Annotated in this window: 17 protein-coding genes; all 17 read right to left on the bottom strand. The window is 39.4% G+C overall.

Annotation, left to right across the window (positions count from 1 at the left end):
* Positions 1–44 precede the first annotated feature (44 nt).
* On the bottom strand, positions 45–1,229 hold the full coding sequence (gene cntE, locus MW695_RS10035) for a staphylopine family metallophore export MFS transporter CntE (RefSeq protein WP_247105174.1): 1,185 nt from the start codon (positions 1,227–1,229) through the stop codon (positions 45–47).
* An 18-nt stretch (positions 1,230–1,247) separates the two neighbouring features.
* Positions 1,248–1,994 (bottom strand): ABC transporter ATP-binding protein, encoded by a 747-nt coding sequence (locus MW695_RS10030; protein ID WP_247105173.1) that lies wholly within the window; start codon positions 1,992–1,994, stop codon positions 1,248–1,250.
* Positions 1,981–2,808 carry a staphylopine uptake ABC transporter ATP-binding protein CntD gene (cntD, locus tag MW695_RS10025; RefSeq protein ID WP_247105172.1) on the bottom strand — a complete coding sequence of 276 codons (828 nt, stop codon included), beginning with the start codon at positions 2,806–2,808 and terminating at the stop codon, positions 1,981–1,983. Before cntD ends, MW695_RS10030 begins: the two co-directional genes overlap by 14 nt.
* Positions 2,809–3,705 (bottom strand): staphylopine uptake ABC transporter permease subunit CntC, encoded by an 897-nt coding sequence (cntC, locus tag MW695_RS10020; protein WP_247105171.1) that lies wholly within the window; start codon positions 3,703–3,705, stop codon positions 2,809–2,811.
* Positions 3,706–4,638: a nickel/cobalt ABC transporter permease gene (opp1B, locus tag MW695_RS10015; RefSeq protein WP_247105170.1), complete on the bottom strand. Its 933-nt coding sequence runs from the start codon at positions 4,636–4,638 to the stop codon at positions 3,706–3,708. It lies immediately after the preceding gene.
* A 21-nt stretch (positions 4,639–4,659) separates the two neighbouring features.
* A complete protein-coding gene (gene cntA, locus MW695_RS10010) occupies positions 4,660–6,270 on the bottom strand; it encodes a staphylopine-dependent metal ABC transporter substrate-binding lipoprotein (protein WP_483299853.1) in 1,611 nt (536 codons plus the stop codon).
* Between the two features lie 57 nt (positions 6,271–6,327).
* Positions 6,328–7,623 carry an opine metallophore biosynthesis dehydrogenase gene (locus MW695_RS10005; RefSeq protein ID WP_483299852.1) on the bottom strand — a complete coding sequence of 432 codons (1,296 nt, stop codon included), beginning with the start codon at positions 7,621–7,623 and terminating at the stop codon, positions 6,328–6,330.
* Positions 7,624–7,647: 24 nt separating this feature from the next.
* Complete coding sequence (locus MW695_RS10000) at positions 7,648–8,460, bottom strand: nicotianamine synthase family protein (RefSeq protein WP_247105168.1); 813 nt, start codon at positions 8,458–8,460, stop codon at positions 7,648–7,650.
* Positions 8,461–8,487: 27 nt separating this feature from the next.
* Entirely contained in the window at positions 8,488–9,321 is an 834-nt protein-coding gene (locus MW695_RS09995) for a histidine racemase CntK family protein (RefSeq protein ID WP_247105167.1), read from the bottom strand.
* Between the two features lie 159 nt (positions 9,322–9,480).
* Complete coding sequence (gene csaA, locus MW695_RS09990) at positions 9,481–9,810, bottom strand: chaperone CsaA (protein WP_247105166.1); 330 nt, start codon at positions 9,808–9,810, stop codon at positions 9,481–9,483.
* Between the two features lie 64 nt (positions 9,811–9,874).
* Complete coding sequence (locus MW695_RS09985; protein ID WP_247105165.1) at positions 9,875–10,306, bottom strand: ATP-binding cassette domain-containing protein; 432 nt, start codon at positions 10,304–10,306, stop codon at positions 9,875–9,877.
* Positions 10,303–10,962 carry a TetR/AcrR family transcriptional regulator gene (locus tag MW695_RS09980; RefSeq protein ID WP_247105164.1) on the bottom strand — a complete coding sequence of 220 codons (660 nt, stop codon included), beginning with the start codon at positions 10,960–10,962 and terminating at the stop codon, positions 10,303–10,305. Before MW695_RS09980 ends, MW695_RS09985 begins: the two co-directional genes overlap by 4 nt.
* 235 nt (positions 10,963–11,197) lie before the next feature.
* Positions 11,198–12,022 (bottom strand): ABC transporter permease, encoded by an 825-nt coding sequence (locus MW695_RS09975; RefSeq protein ID WP_247105163.1) that lies wholly within the window; start codon positions 12,020–12,022, stop codon positions 11,198–11,200.
* Positions 12,022–13,002, bottom strand: coding sequence for an ATP-binding cassette domain-containing protein (locus MW695_RS09970; protein ID WP_247105162.1), 981 nt, complete (start codon positions 13,000–13,002; stop codon positions 12,022–12,024). The genes MW695_RS09975 and MW695_RS09970 overlap by 1 nt, the downstream gene beginning before the upstream one ends.
* A 29-nt stretch (positions 13,003–13,031) precedes the next feature.
* On the bottom strand, positions 13,032–13,652 hold the full coding sequence (locus MW695_RS09965; RefSeq protein WP_247105161.1) for an FMN-dependent NADH-azoreductase: 621 nt from the start codon (positions 13,650–13,652) through the stop codon (positions 13,032–13,034).
* Between the two features lie 147 nt (positions 13,653–13,799).
* On the bottom strand, positions 13,800–14,432 hold the full coding sequence (locus tag MW695_RS09960) for a response regulator (RefSeq protein ID WP_247105160.1): 633 nt from the start codon (positions 14,430–14,432) through the stop codon (positions 13,800–13,802).
* A complete protein-coding gene (locus tag MW695_RS09955; RefSeq protein ID WP_247105159.1) occupies positions 14,422–16,101 on the bottom strand; it encodes a sensor histidine kinase in 1,680 nt (559 codons plus the stop codon). Before MW695_RS09955 ends, MW695_RS09960 begins: the two co-directional genes overlap by 11 nt.
* Positions 16,102–16,187: the final 86 nt, after the last annotated feature.

The raw sequence follows: 16,187 nt of genomic DNA, 5'->3' as shown, positions 1-16,187 counted from the left end.
AGAAGACCTCCAATTACACGGAGGTCCACCCTTTACATATTTTTTCACTCAACAAATTCCTTCCTCCGCTCATAAGCGAACCCTACCATCAGTAAACCTAATACCGCACATATGATGTACATCAGCGGGTATGAGAATAGATCAGCTAGCGGACCCATAATCACTCCCCCTAACGACACACCTAAATCTGCCATCGCAATAAATAGTCCCAATAGCATATTCCGACTTGATCGGGGCAAAACAAATGATAAGTATGTTGTTAACGTAGGATATAATAAAGCCTGAGCAACTCCCATTAAGATAGCGCCAATATAGAAAACGATGGCCCCACCAATTGCTGATAATCCTACACATAAGGACGCTATTGTTAAAAGTAGCATCGTTCCCATCATAAAAGTAGAGTGCCACTTCCCGTCTGAAGGAATTTTGCTTTTTAATGTAAACCGCGCAACCACTACTGTTGCCGCTTGAAGCATAAGGTAAATTCCCGCATTCCCACTCTCTAGTTGCATGGCATAAAGTGGAATGAAGGTCGTAATCGCTCCAAAAACAATAGATGCAACAAGCATAAGTACGCTGCATTTAAATAAAAAGGGATTCTTCACTAGCTGACTATATGAACGGAAGGTAACTGCCTTCCGTTCATTACTCTCATTCGTAACGCTTGCTTGCTCGCTTTTTTCTATTTTCGCACTATAGCCAACGAACCCTGTTATAACAGCAATCGCAACCATAATAACCGTAAAATAATTCATTCCCTCTTGCCAAATACCTATCGCCAACAAGGGTCCAATAATACCAGGAATATATGAAAATAGAGAGTACAATGAGATACCTTGCGAACGTTCCTTATCTGGCAAGGCATCAATGATGCCTACTTGTAGCGCCATCGAAAAAAAAGCAGTAGACACCCCTTGTAGCATCCGTGCAATTAAATAACCGCCTAATCCAGTAATTGTATATAATAGCAAGGCAACCCCATTAATGATCAAAATAATCCTCAACACTTTTATTGGCCCATGCCGCTCAATCATTTGGCCTGCCCATGGACGAAAGAACATCGTTGTAAATAAATATGCCCCCATGACTACACCAATCGTCGTATTGCTAGCTCCTAAGCTTTCCCCTTGTAATGGAATAATGACATTCAGTATAGCGTTCGCACTGAAATAGAGGAGAACTAACACATACAAACGTAAAAAAGGCCAAGACATTGCTCCACTAAACATGACTTTCTCCTTCATTTATTAAAATGTAATAAGTGCCCTTAATAACCTTCGCGCATATTCGGATTGAACATTGCCCAATTCCTCGACCTTCACAACTTCTTCAACTTGACCATCCTTAAAAATCATCACCCGATCACATATGTAAGCAGCCGCTTGAAGATCATGCGTAATAAAAATGTAGCTCATATTGTAGACTTCCTTTAACTCCTTTAATAAGTCAAGCACTTGTGTTTGTACGGAAACATCCAACGAACTAATCGCCTCATCTAATAAAAGACACTTAGGCTCAGTCGATACTGCTCTTGCAATACAAACTCTTTGCGCTTCACCCCCTGATAGCTCATGTGGGTATTTATTTTTATAGGATGGATCTAGTCCGACTTGATATAATAGATGGTCAATCTTCAAATCAAGGTCTCTTTTATTTTTAAAATGTGGGATAAGAGATTCCTTAATAGCATCATATACAGTAAAGAACGGGTTAATAGACGATTTATAGTCTTGAAATACAGCACTGATTGCCCCTCTTCTCACTTTTCTATCGCCTACATTCTTTCCATGAAATAAGACGGTTCCACGGTCAGGCTTTTCAATCCCAACTAATAAACGTCCTAATGTTGATTTACCACTACCACTTTCACCAATGATTCCTAAACACTCTCCATCCATACATTCGAAGCTAATACCCTTCAGTACATGTTGCTTCCCTTTTGAAAACAAGCCGCCATTTTTATAGAATTTTTCAACATGGTCAACTTTCAGCAACTTTAGCCTCTCCTCCCATAATTCGCTCAAAGTGTTGGCTCAACACTAATCTAGTCCCTATTAAATGTTTCGTATAATCATGCTGAGCCTCAGAGAAGATCGCTTCTGTTTTCCCTTTCTCAATAACTCTGCCATCCTTCATAACGAGAACATCATCCGCTATTTTTCGTACAATGCCTAAATCATGCGAGACAAATATCATAGACGTATGCATTCTCTTTCTTAATTGAATGAGTTGCTCTACCACTTCAAATTGTGAGATCGTATCTAATGCTGTCGTCGGTTCATCAGCAATAATGACGTCCGGTTCTAACACAATAGCAAGAGCAATCATGATTCGCTGTAGCATACCTCCTGATAATTGATGAGGATATTTATTCAAGACTTCGATCGGATGCTTCAACATCACACTTTCCATTGCATTCTCCATTTTTTTTATCATTTGGTCACTAGGCATATCAAAGTGCTCAGTCAATGTTTCCTTTATATGAACACCGATCGTACACATCGGGTCAAAGGCACTCATCCCATTTTGTAAAATCATGCAAATGCTTTTACCTCTTATTTTTCTCATTTCTCTTTCAGCAAGATCATTTAGCTGTCTTTCTTTATACTTGATTTGGCCTGACTGTAATAGCGAAGCTTTATTCAATTTCATAATCGCTCTACAAGTGACTGATTTTCCACTCCCACTTTCACCGACAATAGCTAGACATTGACCTTCCTTTAAACGAAAGGAACTATTATGCACAATGACCTTTCCCGTATGAGCATCCCATACCTTAAGGTTAGAAACATCTAATAGGTTAGCCATTTAATTAGCCACCCCTTTCCCTTGAACATTTACTTCTGAGAGCACTTCCTTCTTGTGCGGATGATCGTTTGATTTCATCAGCTTAGGATCTAATGCTACTTGAAGAGCATCGGACAAGAAATTGAAAGCTGATACAACAAGCATAATCGCCAACCCAGGTGCTATCATTAATTCTGGCCTTGTGAACATGACATCCCTAGCTTCATTTAACATCATGCCCCATTCAGCGTTCGGTGCTTGTATCCCTAACCCCAAAAAGGAAAAACCTGATATTTGTAAGATCATCGAGCCAATCGCACCACTAGAAATAACCGCAATGTCTGCAAAGCTAACTGGTAAAATGTGCTTATACATAATTCTAATAGGACTCATCCCGACTGCCTTCGAGTATTTTACATAGTCTAAATCAACGTATTGCATAACCGATGTACGAATAATGCGCGCAAACCAGGCCCACTTAATTAGAACAAAGGCAATTAAAATATTTTCTAGGCCAACTCCTAGAATTCCGATAATCGCCAAAGCCATCACATATCCAGGAAAAGAAAGCATCGTGTCACACATTCTCATAATGATTGCATCGACCTTACCTTTAAAATAGCCTGCTATAAAGCCTAATACCATGCCGACCAAGACAGAAATCACTAATGCAGCTAAGACCGCTAGCACACTCGGACGTATTGCATATATCAACCTTGATAATACGCACCTACCTAAATGATCATTTCCTAATAAGTACGTCCAAGACATTGGAGCGTATCGAAGGCTCATATCGACTTCATTTGGGTCATGTGGAGCAACAATCGGAGCCAATATCCCCGCAACCATCACACCTACAAGCAAAATTAGAGACATTGTGGCTATCTTATCTTTACTAATACTCTTCAAAACATTCATTTAAAGATCATTCCTTAGCTTCGGATTCATTGCGGCATTAATGATGTCAGACAACGTATTAAACAAAACAAAAGCGACAGCTAATATAAGGACGTATGCTTGAATAATAGGGAGATCTCTACTCAAAATGGAACGAACACTAAGACTTCCTAATCCAGGCCATGCAAAAACATTTTCAATGACGACCGTGCTTCCTAATATAATTGGTATCGCCATACAGAAGATGGAAACTGCAACTTGTAATGAATTTCGTACGATATGCTTAATGACCTTCCTCTCCGTCCATCCGCACGCTCTACCATATAACACGTAATCTTCATTTAAGTTAGCTAGCATCGAGCTTCGTACAACACGGAAGTAAATACCGGCATAGCTAATCACGATAATGATAACAGGTAAAATATAACTTTCGTATGAATCCATCCCATAAGTCGGCAATAAGTCTAGCTTTACTGAGAAATACCATATCATAAGCGAAGCCAACCAATAGGAAGGCATCGCCGTTAGAAGAAAGGAAAGCCCTCTTACTGATTTATCTATTGCTCTTCCTTCCTGTAAGGCGCATATAACACCCACTACAATCGAAATGAAGATAATCGCGATCGAGGAGACGAGGGTGAGCTTGAATGTATTCAGAAACGCCGGACCAATTAAAGACCAAACAGGCTGGCCCGTCACATAGGAGTGACCAAAATCTAGCTTTAAACAAGCGATGACCCATTCGATATAACGTATAAAAAATGGTTGATCCATCCCTAGTTCTTCCTTTGTCTGAGCAATTAACTCCTCGGTTATCTTCGGTACCCCTTGAGCCTGTAGCACCACTTCAGCAGGATCTAAAGGAGAGAGGTTAATTAAAATAAACGTTAAAAATGAAATAACGAGCAGTAACGGAATCGTCATCACGATTTTCTTAATGATGTAGCTCCCCATTTAAATTCTCCTTTTCATCAATCACTCAAACCTCATTTGCTCAAAAGGCAGCTCAAATTGTGTTTGTCTAAATGAAATATCTGTTAACTCATTCGGTGCAACGACTGTCATGCTTCCATTTGAAATCGGGATAAAGACGGCTTCTTCATGAACAATCGTCAAAATGTCCGCATATAAATCACTTCTCTCCTCCTCATCCATCGTGACCATTACTTCATCAATCTTCTCGTATAGCTCATCCACTTGCTCAATCCCACTTGTCGTGTGCATATACGCTGTTTCCGATTTAAAAGCAGATATCGTACTTTGTGGATCATACGCTAATCCCCATGTTTGATTGAATAATAAGTCATAATCACCTGTTGTTCGTCTGTTTGCAATAGACGTTGATTCTTCACCAAAAATGTCTAATTGAACGCCTACGTCCTTTAGCGTACTCTGAATAAATTCAGCTTGTGTTTTTTGCGAAGGTGAATTGACATCGTAATACAGTAGCATCGCTAATTCCTGTCCATCCTTCGTTCTAACTTCAGCGTTACCTTCCAATAACCAACCTGCTTCCTCTAGAATTTCTTTTGCTCTTTCAACATCGTAGCCCCGCTCTTTCAGCTCGACATCTGCGTAATGAATATTAGAGGAAAACAATGTATGAGCTACCGTTTCCGTATCGCTAAAAATATCCTTTGCAATGGTTTCTCGATCAATCGAATACCAAATCGCTTCACGAACAGCCGATTCATTAACAGGATTATCAACTCTACTACTATTAGCGACAATCATTTTCGTATTCATCGGTTTACTTCTAGTAATCTGATAATCACCTGATGCTACTAATTGCTCCATTGCTTCTACATCAATACTGTCTGCACCACGATCATCTGTAAAAACAAAATTAACCTCGCCTTTTTGTAACGCTAAAAAGGTTGTCTCACCTGCTGGTAGAACTTGTGAGGTAATCGTCTGAATATGAGGTGTACCTCCCCAATAATTCTCATTCGCCTCAAAAATGGCATACTCATCTGTTTTATACTCAGATAGCATATATGGTCCTGTCCCATTGTAGCCATCTACACCATCCTTCGTCCCACCATCAATAAAGTCATTAGGCGAAGTAAAGATATAAGGTCTTGTCATCGATAATTCTACAAGAGTCGGATAATAGGCTTCTGATAACGTTATTTCAATCGTATATTCGTCTAACACATCGCATTGTACGATCTTTGTCGATAATTGAATCCAAGCATGGGTCTCGGCATTTTCCTGGATCGCTTCAATGTTTTGTTTAACAGCCTCAGCATTAAATGGCTCCCCATCGTGGAACGTCACATCCTCTCTTAAATAGAACGTATACACGGTTCCATCATCAGAAATATCCCATGACTCAGCAAGCAATGGTTTAATCCCCTCTTCCGTATTTTCAACTAATGATTCAAAGATCTTTCCTTGCGCAGGCATCGAACCTGCATATAAATGTGGATTCAAGTCGTTAATATCATTAGCTGCTGCATAAACTAATTCCTGTTCTTGTTCCTTTTCCTCTCCACTCGTATTTTCTGATGTCTCAGAGCATGCAACGAACACCGAAACCATCATGACAATAAAAATAGTTACCTTTAATCTCTTTACTAACACGTACGATCTCCCCTTTTCATTTAAACTATCATTTTATTAAATCAAAATCATTACGATTTAATTCGTATACTGATCTATTTCTTCGCAAATCATTTGCACATCATCATGAAACCTTTGAACAACAAATGCATTCGACAACCGCTTCTGACTATGGGCCTTCGTCACTTCTTTTATTTTTCTCTCATACGTATCAACGAACTTATCGATGGTTGGACTACTTAAACCTAAATATTTTGCAATTCCTTGTATGATCTTAATTCGATAGTAATCCTCCTTTGGCATTCTTGGAATGTCTAGTTCCCCTTCTCGATTAACAAACATTTGGCGAATCGGAACAGCGGAAAAATCAAAATACTTTCCCTCTTTATTTGGTTTGGAAAACGGATCAATTAATAACGCGCTATACCGTATGTACAATAAATATTCCTGATGTATATCATTCAATTGTTGGAAGCTCTCAATATCATGTCTTGATATGCTTTCTGCTCTTACCGGATAGTTGTCGTCGATCATAAATTTAAGGAGGTTTATTTCTTCTATTCCAATTTTGTTTAAGATATTCATAATTTCTTGCCAATGAGTGCGCAAATCCCGAATTAAATTTTGTGTGATCGGCCCTTCAGGAAACAGTTTATACACATATTTCGTTACAACGCTTTCTCCAAAAATAGCCTTTAGCGAAAATGGGTTCATAAACAATGGCGGGTGAACATACAAAGAAATATTTCGTGTTTCCGCCTCAATTGGTGCCCTCATCTTCTCTAACGTAATCCCTAGCTGCTGAAATAAGCGATCTAAACGATCAATCGTTTCCGACGAGGTAGACGTTGAACCGATAAAAACCTTCTTCTTTAACGCTGTTGTTAATACTTGATTAGATGGATTATTCGTCAACCAGCGGGTATCTCCAACATATGTAGAAAAACTAATTACCTCTACATTTAAATGCAAACGATGGAAAAAGCTCTTCACTAAAAAGTTCGACCCAAAGGTTGGAGAAATTAAAATGATGCATGTAACGTCCCTTATTATTCCAGTATCTATCTGCTGTAATACGTCCATATATGCATCTGTCGTGACAGAAAGAATAAGTGTATCCCATGTACCTTTAATCGTTTCATACCCACAAAATACTTGATCAATTGAACATTCACCTTGCATGCTCTCGTCTTTTTGATTTTGTATATGAGCCTGAAGACGATTTTCGTTTCTCTCAAGAGCTGAAAAAAAACCTTCAGAACGGACAGAAGTTCTCCCAACAATTCCAACTTCGTCGCAATGAGCATATTTTTTTAATATAACTGCTAGTTGAACCGAGGTAGGACCTGTTCCTAATAGTAAAACTCGCTTCATCATAATGGTCTCCTTCCTTACATATCAAATGATTGATTGATTAACCCTTTGGTATAAGGCAATATCAAATACTTGCGTCGGTCGCAAAATTTGTTCAACCATTCTCCACTTGCTCGTGTTAACTTCTTGTAAAGGATAATTGAAAATCGACTTCAATTGATTACCAAACCTCATCGCAACAACGACATGTTCAGCCGTTAAATCATACAATTGCTCCAATATATCGTATTTGCTTGCCACAGTTGAGCTGAAGATGATATGAGTTAACTCTTTTGTACAATCAAGGTTTTCAACGAAGGTATTTTCTAAACGAATACATAAATCATGACCAAGCTTATCAATTACTCTTCTACCGAGATCAATGGCTTCCTCATCGATATCAATTCCAACAACCTCTGCCCCCGTCTTTTTTGCAATGAGAAGTGGAGTCATAGGAAACGCCCCTGACCCAACTAACAATACTTTTGAATCAGCTGTCACATGAAAATGACCAAATTCTTTTTCAATACACGATTCAATATTTTTAAAATAATCGGCTATATCAACCTCTCCACCATCTAATAGCCTTAATGCTCGGTATTTCTCTAGTACAGCCACACAACTAGCTGAGTTCTCTCTTAATTCAGCAACTAGGGGATCTAGCTCACTCCATTCCTGCTGTTCTAGCTGTTCCCATCTTTTCTTGTGGTCTTCATCGATGACAAACGAAGAATAAGCATCCATTAAAAGCTCTAATTCTGAACTATTAAGTAAAGTACGGTCATACAGACTTGCATATTCACCAAATTTCTCCCTGAATGGCTTCAAATCATCTTGAATTCGTCCAATGGCATTCATGATTCTCACCCCTAATAAATTATGATGTTACAAATCAATAAAGGCCTTACCTTCTGCTACTATTCCAACTGAACCTTCAATGCTAAGTCTCGTGATCTTCTCGTTATCAACCGTTGCCAGCACTTTCATCGTTCCACCTGGCTGCTTAACCTGCACTTGAACTGCTCTCTTTGTTTTCCAAGCAAGGTAAGCACCTATTGAGGCTGTCCCTGATCCACACCCCCTTTCCCATATCATGCTGTCTATATGAGGCACATAAATCAGTGGACTCATTTCATTAGTTGTTGCTTGGTAGAGCAAAATGCCAATAACCTTTGCCCCTCCTGCTACCCCTAGCAACCTAGCTAATGATTCAGCCTTTTTTTTCATAGATTCATTACATTCATTTATTTCCATGACAATATGTATAAATTCGTCATATCTTACTATCACGATCTCTGTATGCTCTCCATCATATTCAATCGCTTTTTGTTCTATTATTTCAGGAGATGGCATTGTCACTTGGCAATCGTAATGGTCTGTAGTTTTTATTACGTTACATCTTATTAATTCTTTTGTACCAGACGCGTTTAAAACGATTTCTGTCAAATCTTGCTCATCTACTAGTTTCGTTGATGCAATCAACGAGGCCAATGCCATACATGCATTTCCACAAAATTCACCACCTGCCATATTCAAATGAGCAGCAGCTTCTTTAGTAGTTGCTTGTTCGATAAATCCTACTTGTTCAGCGTATACGCTATCATATGACATCAATTTAGTAGCAATACGAGGATGTAACTCTCTTGGGTGATTCGTTTTTACTAGAATCGTCATATTTTGTGTTGGGTTTAATTTAATGAATTCAACTTCCTGTTTCATCACATCCCTCTTTTCACCAATTAAATAATAATGATTACGATTTTCATTAAATTATAGCATAAAATTTGGTAGTGTCAATATTTGGTGCTTGGTCTTTACAACAGAAAAAGTGCCTCAGACTTTCTCTTCTGAGACACCTTTTCTTGACCGATTATTCCTTTATGAAATGGGTGTACCGTTCTTAACAGCTTCATCTGGACGAAGAAGAACGACATCTCCATCCTCAGGCACACCTCCAACAACTAGCACCTCCGATTTATACCCAGCAATCCGCATAGGAGGAAAATTTACGACAGCGACGACTTGTCGCCCAACTAGCTGTTCTGGCTCGTACCTTCTCGTAATCTGAGCTGATGACTGTTTAATACCTCCCTCTCCAAAGTCAATTTCTAATTTGATTGCAGGCTTACGCGCCTCTGGAAAAGGCTCAGCTCTTACTACTGTTCCAATTCTCATATCAAGCTTGTTAAAATCATCAATTGTAATCATCTTCTCCCTCCAATTTCCTTTTTTAAACAGTATAACTGATTTAACGGTACAAAGGTACTTTTAACTAAACAGTGATTAATTGAAAAATACCACTAAGCAGTGCCAAGATCCCCAGTCCCAAACAAATTGACCCTACTATCATTATACGTTTGCTCTTATCATCCTCTTGAATACCCATATAGGAAAGATGAATGCGTAAATTTGATTCAGCTGATAAATGTTCATAAAATACAGGTGTTTCAATCATACTCCCTATGTTCCTTAATATGTCCTCTCTCTGTTTGCTACCTTCCATCCCGCAAACTTCAATCTTGCCCGTCGTAGGTGAAAGAAGCCCTGTTATTATTTTGAAAACAGTTGTTTTCCCTGCCCCATTTGCACCTAAGAAGCCATAAATAGACTTTTCTTTAACAAACATATTACAAGATTTGATGATTTCCTTACCATTAAACGCTTTAGTCAAGTTTTCGACTTTTATAGCCGCTTGGTGACTCAAGCTTCCCCACCACCTGAATACAAATTCTTCAGAAACTTCTCAGTGTCTTGGACCATTGAATCGCTCATAATATCTACTCCCATTCGTTTCATCATTAATTGCAAAAATGTCAATCGACGATGTAATTGCTCCTCATTGCACTCCATAATTTGAGGGTCACACCAAACATTTAATAATAAAAAGAATACTTCCGAACACTCATATGGGTAATCAGTTGTTATTGACCCATCTCGGTTTCCTTCCTCTATAATTTTTGCAAAAATAGGCGCACTTTTGTTCACAGAATCCTTCATCATGGAGACAATAAAATCACTACTTTTTATTTGTGTACTTAAAGCTTCATCAAGAGAGTGTGCTTCTTGGTCTTTTAAGTCCTTTTCTAAGAGGCCTGTTAATTTTTCTTTTGCTGATTGTGCATCGATTTCATTGATCCAATCATTTACTGTTTGTTCGACATTGCTATATTTATTTTCTTTAACGGCCTCAATGATTTCCGCCTTAGACTTAAAATGATGATAGATCGCCCCCTTAGACATTCCAATTGCTTCACATATATCTCTTATACTTGTTTTTTCAAAACCTCTTTCAATAAATAGCTTAGTTGAAATGGCAATAATCTTTCCCTTCGTTTCCTCGGATTTATATTTTCGAGTCATTTCACCCCTCCTACATACCGGTCGTCCGGTATGTATAATATTTCATATTCACCTATTTTTGTCAATATTTATTTACCACCTTAACCATTCGTATTGTAAAATTATAAACATGGACGAGTCGAACCAAAATATATATTCAGATTGTTCTATCCCGAAATGGTGGAAAATTTAAAAAGGCCTCTTCCAAAAAGTCGAACTCGACTTATAAGAAAAGACCTATTACAATTTATCTAAATTATTTTTTATTCCGATAAAAAAACATTGTCAGTGGGGCGAAGATGACTATGATGATTCCCGAGGCAATCAATGCCCAAATGATATCGTTCCATGTGGCGCTTCCTTCCATTAGAGCGCGGACAGCGGTCACGACAATCGAAACGGGATTCACCTCTACAATAATTTGCAGGAATGTGGGCATCGTCTCTGGATCAACAAAGACATTACTTATAAACGTTCCAGGGAACAAAATCATCACGCTGAAATTCATTAGTGCCTTCTCCGTTCTCATAACCAACCCGAGCGTCGTCCAAATCCAAGAAAGACTAAAGGCAAAGAAGAGCAGGACGAAGATGGCTAACACGACTCCTAATAAGCCCCCTTCTGGTCTAAAACCAAGTATGAAGCCGAGAGTCATGATGACAATCGAGGCGACACTATAACGAAGAATATCGATGACTAACGCTCCTGTTAGAACGGACGGATTCCAAATTGGCAATGAACGAAACCGGTCGAATATCCCTTTTGAGACATCTTTATTTAAATCTACTCCCGTATACATCGTAATCATAACAACTGTTAAAACAAGTATGCCAGGCAAAAGGAATTGTAAATATTGCTCAGTCGAACCGGAAATCGCTCCTCCAAACAAATACGTGAACATAAGCAAATAAATAATCGGAAAACCTGTAATATCAAAGAGCTGCTCAGGTACATACTTGATTTTAAGTAGTGCCCTCCAGGCAAATGTTACTGTTGCTGAAATAGCACTTGGGCGCTTTGGGCGCTGGCGTTTTGAGATAGCCGTTTGTAACTGTCGATCTTGTAAAGTGGATGTTTTCATTATGAAACCTCTTCTTTGCTCTTGTCATTCTGTTTTCCTGTAAGAGTCAAAAATACTTCATCAAGACTTGGTTGCCCGAATGAGAAATCAGCAAGCTCAATCCCTTCAGCTTCCAAAATCTCCAACACTTCTGAAGCTTCTCCACTGTTTAATAGGTGTATGGATAATTGCTTTGCATCAGTTGGTTGCTGGACTTTTGCATTTAATTTAGTCGCAAGCAAACGTTCAGCACGTGTTCGATCCTCTGAATGAACAAGCCTTATAGAGAACACTCCTGCTCCTACTGATGCTTTTAATTCACTGCTCGTTCCTTCTGCAATGACTTTACCATCCTCAATCACAGCAATCCGGTCTGCTAATTGATCCGCTTCCTCCAAGTATTGAGTTGTCAGCAACACAGTCGTCCCCGCATCTGCCAGCAATTTGACGACCTCCCACACTTGATTTCTACTTCGTGGATCAAGACCGGTTGTCGGTTCATCGAGGAATAAGACGTCTGGAGAAATGATCGTACTCGCTGCAATATCGATGCGACGACGCATTCCTCCTGAATATTTCCCGACTTGGCGTAGTGCCGCCTCCTCTAGGTTATACGCCTTAAGCAGCTCCTTCGCCCTTGCTTTTGCCTCCCTCCAACTATAACCAATTAACCGAGCAATCAGAATCAAGTTTTCTAATCCTGATAACTCCTCATCGACTGAGGCAAATTGGCCTGTCAAGCTCACCTTACTTCGTACGTCAACAGCCTCCTTGACTAGGTCATGTCCCATCACTTCCGCCCGACCTCCGTCAGGCTTCAATAATGTTGCTAGCATACGAACTGTTGTTGTTTTCCCCGCGCCATTTGGACCAAGCACTCCATAAATGGTTCCTTTTTTCACTTGAAGATCCACACCATTTACGGCACGAGTTTGGCCAAATGTTTTAACGAGTCCTTGGGCGTTAATCGCCCATTCTTCCTGATGATCCATGCTTCTCATACGCTTTCCCCTCCACTCTATATTTAACGTTAAAATTGACCTGCTATTTCTTCCACTTGCTGAAGCCCTTCACGTATAATCCTCTCCCCATTGTGTGGAAACTCATGATGTCCCTCAATGACACATGTCGTAATATCTGTAATTCCAAAAAAGGATAAATGGTTTTTTACGAAGTTTACTGCCATTTCAAAACGATCATCCTCTGCATATATGCCCCCTCTTGCATTGAGTAAAGCTACTTTCTTATCTGTCAGTAATCCAGTAGCCCCTTCCTCTGAATAGGAAAATGTCTTTCCCGGATGATGCATATAGTCGAGATAGGAATGAAGGACAGCAGGAGCACTTAAGTTCCAAAGCGGAAAGGCAAACACAATCTTATCAGCCGAAATAAATTGTTCCAATTTACTTGAGACAAACCGATGTAACGTTCGTTCTTCTGTCGTCATAGTCAGCCCTTTCGCTGCTTTATTACCAGCATCAATAACCTTGTTCCCTAAATAAGGTAGGGGCACTTCATACAAGTCAATTTCAGTGATCGTATCATTGGGATGCGACTCTTTATAGCTCAGTAAAAATTGCTCATACATTTTCACGCTGACTGAGCTTTCCATCGGACGGTCATTCGCTTTTACAAATAAAACGGTATTCATTGTTCATTCCTCCTTATGTTTTAACTACATTCAGCTTACTCATTTTTGTCCTTGAAGACGCCCGTCATATGGTTGAAATCTCCATACAAAAAAAGCCTTACATCTTTGTAAGACCTTCCTATACGACCTTTGTCTGAGATCAATTATTTACTTGAACCAGCCATGTTTCAGCGCATACATTGCTGCCTGTGTCCGATCTTGAACCTCCATTTTCGCAAAAATATGTGTAATATGGGTTTTCACTGTCTTTTCTGTTATGTGTAGAACGGAAGCAATCTCTTTATTGCTACGTCCTAATGTAATTTGTTCAAGCACATCTTTTTCCCGTGTTGTTAACATCGAGACGTTTTTATTGTCATCTGCTGTCATTTGATTGATTAATTGGTTAGTCACTTGCGGATGAAGAGTCTTATTTCCCGCCATCGCAGCTGTAATCGTATCTATTAGCACACTCGGTTCAACATCTTTCAACTGATATCCAATCGCTCCCGCCTTTATAGCTGGTAGAACGGAGTCTTTATCTGAAAAGCTCGTTAACATGATCACCTTAATGTGCGGGTGGTTTGCCATAATTCGTTTTGTTGCTTCAATACCATCCATTTCTGGCATGATCAAATCCATTAAGACTACGTCTGGATTCAGCTCTTCTATCTTCTCAAGCGCTTCCTTGCCATTTTTCGCTTGACCGACAATATTCAATTCCGGCTGAGTCTGAAGGAAAAACGTTAATCCTTTGAGTACGACAAGGTGATCGTCAACTAGCAATACATTAATTTTCATATTCTCCTCTCCCCTTCTGAGATGAAATAGGGACAGAAACGATTATAATCGTCCCACTTCCTTCCTCACTACTTATCGTTAACAGCCCGTTAATCTCAGCAGCTCTTTCTCTCATACTCGAAATCCCGATTGACTGAGTACACTTCTCTAGCCGTTCTGGTACGAACCCACGACCTTGATCGGATATTTTCATTCGTATCTCATTGGAATCCTTTTCAATTCGAATCCAGGCGCGATTCGTCTCAGCATGCTTTTTCACATTATTTAAAGCCTCTTGACCAATTCGCCAAAATGCTTTTTCAATTTCTACTGGTAGCGGGACAGTTTTTTTCATATAAATGGTTAAATAAATACCTATTTGTTCAGCATAATCTTGCAGTGCTCCAAGGATCCCTTTCACTTCACCTTGAGAGCGCATTTGCAAAATGAGTGAGCGCATTTCATTCAATGATTCTTGTGCAAGTTGACCGATATCATGTGATACATCAGCTATTTCAGGACTACTTTCTTTCATCAATTCCTTCAATCCTCCTGCCATGAGAGAGAGCGAGAAAAGTTTTTGATTGACGGAATCATGTAAATCACGAGCAAGACGATTTCGTTCCTCTGCAATCAGCCATCCTTGCCACTCATTATAGAGGCGGATTTTCTCCATCGCTAATGAAATATGATCCGTCAGCACCTCCAGAATTTCCATTTCTAACCCTCTAAATGTTTCTGTTTCTCGTCCTAAATAAAGGGCACCAATCGGTTCAACATTCATGTGAATCTCATGAACCTTTAGGGGAATCGCCACGGTAAACTGATTTGAAGGTAATTGCGGTAAATGCTCATTCTGTTCATCACTTATGCAATAGGTGTGCTCAAAAAAGACACGATGTATCATATCGTGATGATGCGGTATCGGAATATGGCTCAACTCGCTTTTTCCATTAGAGTAAATCGATTTAACGAATTTTTGATTTCCCTCTTTTAACACAATGGCTACTGTCGGCCAATGAAAAGATTGAGCAACCTCTCTCACGACCGCCAAGAGCAATTTATTCATATCATTGATCTTCCATATATAACGAGTGACGTGATTGGCATTTGCATAATAATTAACGATGTACTGCGCAATTTTATCGACAGCTTGCTTCTCTTTTTGTTCGATTAATCTCGTTCGTTCAATAGCCGTCCCAATTTGATAAGCAACCGATTCCAAAAACGTTAATTCCTCCTCATTAAAGCTTTCCTTTCCCGGTGAGCCGACATTTAGAAGTCCAAGCCGCTCCCCACGAACGGTTAACGGAATCGTAGCATGGTGCGTCAAATTACCCGTATCTCCCCAAGAATATTTCTTCGCATTGTGTAGTCTTTCACATTCAATCATATTAACAGCTGAATTTAAACCTCCAGCCCAATATAGCCCTAAGCATAAACAAACACCACAACGCATAACCTCTTTATCTTCCTGCGCCAAGGCTTGCGGAAGGTTATGATCTGCTACGTGCTCATAATCCGGCTCATCATCAATAAGAAAGATCCAGCCTGTTTTTAAGCTCGTCAAATCTAATAGCTTTTCAAGCGTCGTTTGTAGCATTTCCTGCATATTGGTATTTTGGTTTAACGTCTCCGCTATCGTTTTTAGAATCGTCAATTCCTTGTAATGCTTTTCCTTATCATACATTGTCTCACCTCTTCCCTTCATTTTCTATTAACGATGTTTTAAATTCACATTAATACTCTACAAAACATCCTTCATCATATTTCATC

Source organism: Halalkalibacter sp. APA_J-10(15) (assembly GCF_023017105.1).
Taxonomy (GTDB): domain Bacteria; phylum Bacillota; class Bacilli; order Bacillales; family Bacillaceae_D; genus Halalkalibacter.
Note: the sequence above shows the minus strand (reverse complement) of the source record. Positions and strands in the feature narration are given on the sequence as shown.

What these genes read in the sequence shown, in the direction of transcription:
- MW695_RS09965 (WP_247105161.1), bottom strand. Translation starts at nt 13,652, where the DNA reads ATGAATACCGTTTTATTTGTAAAAGCGAATGACCGTCCGATGGAAAGC.
- MW695_RS09995 (WP_247105167.1), bottom strand. Translation starts at nt 9,321, where the DNA reads ATGAAACAGGAAGTTGAATTCATTAAATTAAACCCAACACAAAATATG.
- MW695_RS10005 (WP_483299852.1), bottom strand. Translation starts at nt 7,623, where the DNA reads ATGAAGCGAGTTTTACTATTAGGAACAGGTCCTACCTCGGTTCAACTA.
- csaA (WP_247105166.1), bottom strand. Translation starts at nt 9,810, where the DNA reads ATGATTACAATTGATGATTTTAACAAGCTTGATATGAGAATTGGAACA.
- MW695_RS09980 (WP_247105164.1), bottom strand. Translation starts at nt 10,962, where the DNA reads ATGACTCGAAAATATAAATCCGAGGAAACGAAGGGAAAGATTATTGCC.
- cntC (WP_247105171.1), bottom strand. Translation starts at nt 3,705, where the DNA reads ATGAATGTTTTGAAGAGTATTAGTAAAGATAAGATAGCCACAATGTCT.
- opp1B (WP_247105170.1), bottom strand. Translation starts at nt 4,638, where the DNA reads ATGGGGAGCTACATCATTAAGAAAATCGTGATGACGATTCCGTTACTG.
- MW695_RS09975 (WP_247105163.1), bottom strand. Translation starts at nt 12,022, where the DNA reads ATGAAAACATCCACTTTACAAGATCGACAGTTACAAACGGCTATCTCA.
- MW695_RS09955 (WP_247105159.1), bottom strand. Translation starts at nt 16,101, where the DNA reads ATGTATGATAAGGAAAAGCATTACAAGGAATTGACGATTCTAAAAACG.
- MW695_RS09970 (WP_247105162.1), bottom strand. Translation starts at nt 13,002, where the DNA reads ATGAGAAGCATGGATCATCAGGAAGAATGGGCGATTAACGCCCAAGGA.
- cntD (WP_247105172.1), bottom strand. Translation starts at nt 2,808, where the DNA reads ATGGCTAACCTATTAGATGTTTCTAACCTTAAGGTATGGGATGCTCAT.
- MW695_RS10000 (WP_247105168.1), bottom strand. Translation starts at nt 8,460, where the DNA reads ATGAATGCCATTGGACGAATTCAAGATGATTTGAAGCCATTCAGGGAG.
- MW695_RS09960 (WP_247105160.1), bottom strand. Translation starts at nt 14,432, where the DNA reads ATGAAAATTAATGTATTGCTAGTTGACGATCACCTTGTCGTACTCAAA.
- cntE (WP_247105174.1), bottom strand. Translation starts at nt 1,229, where the DNA reads ATGTTTAGTGGAGCAATGTCTTGGCCTTTTTTACGTTTGTATGTGTTA.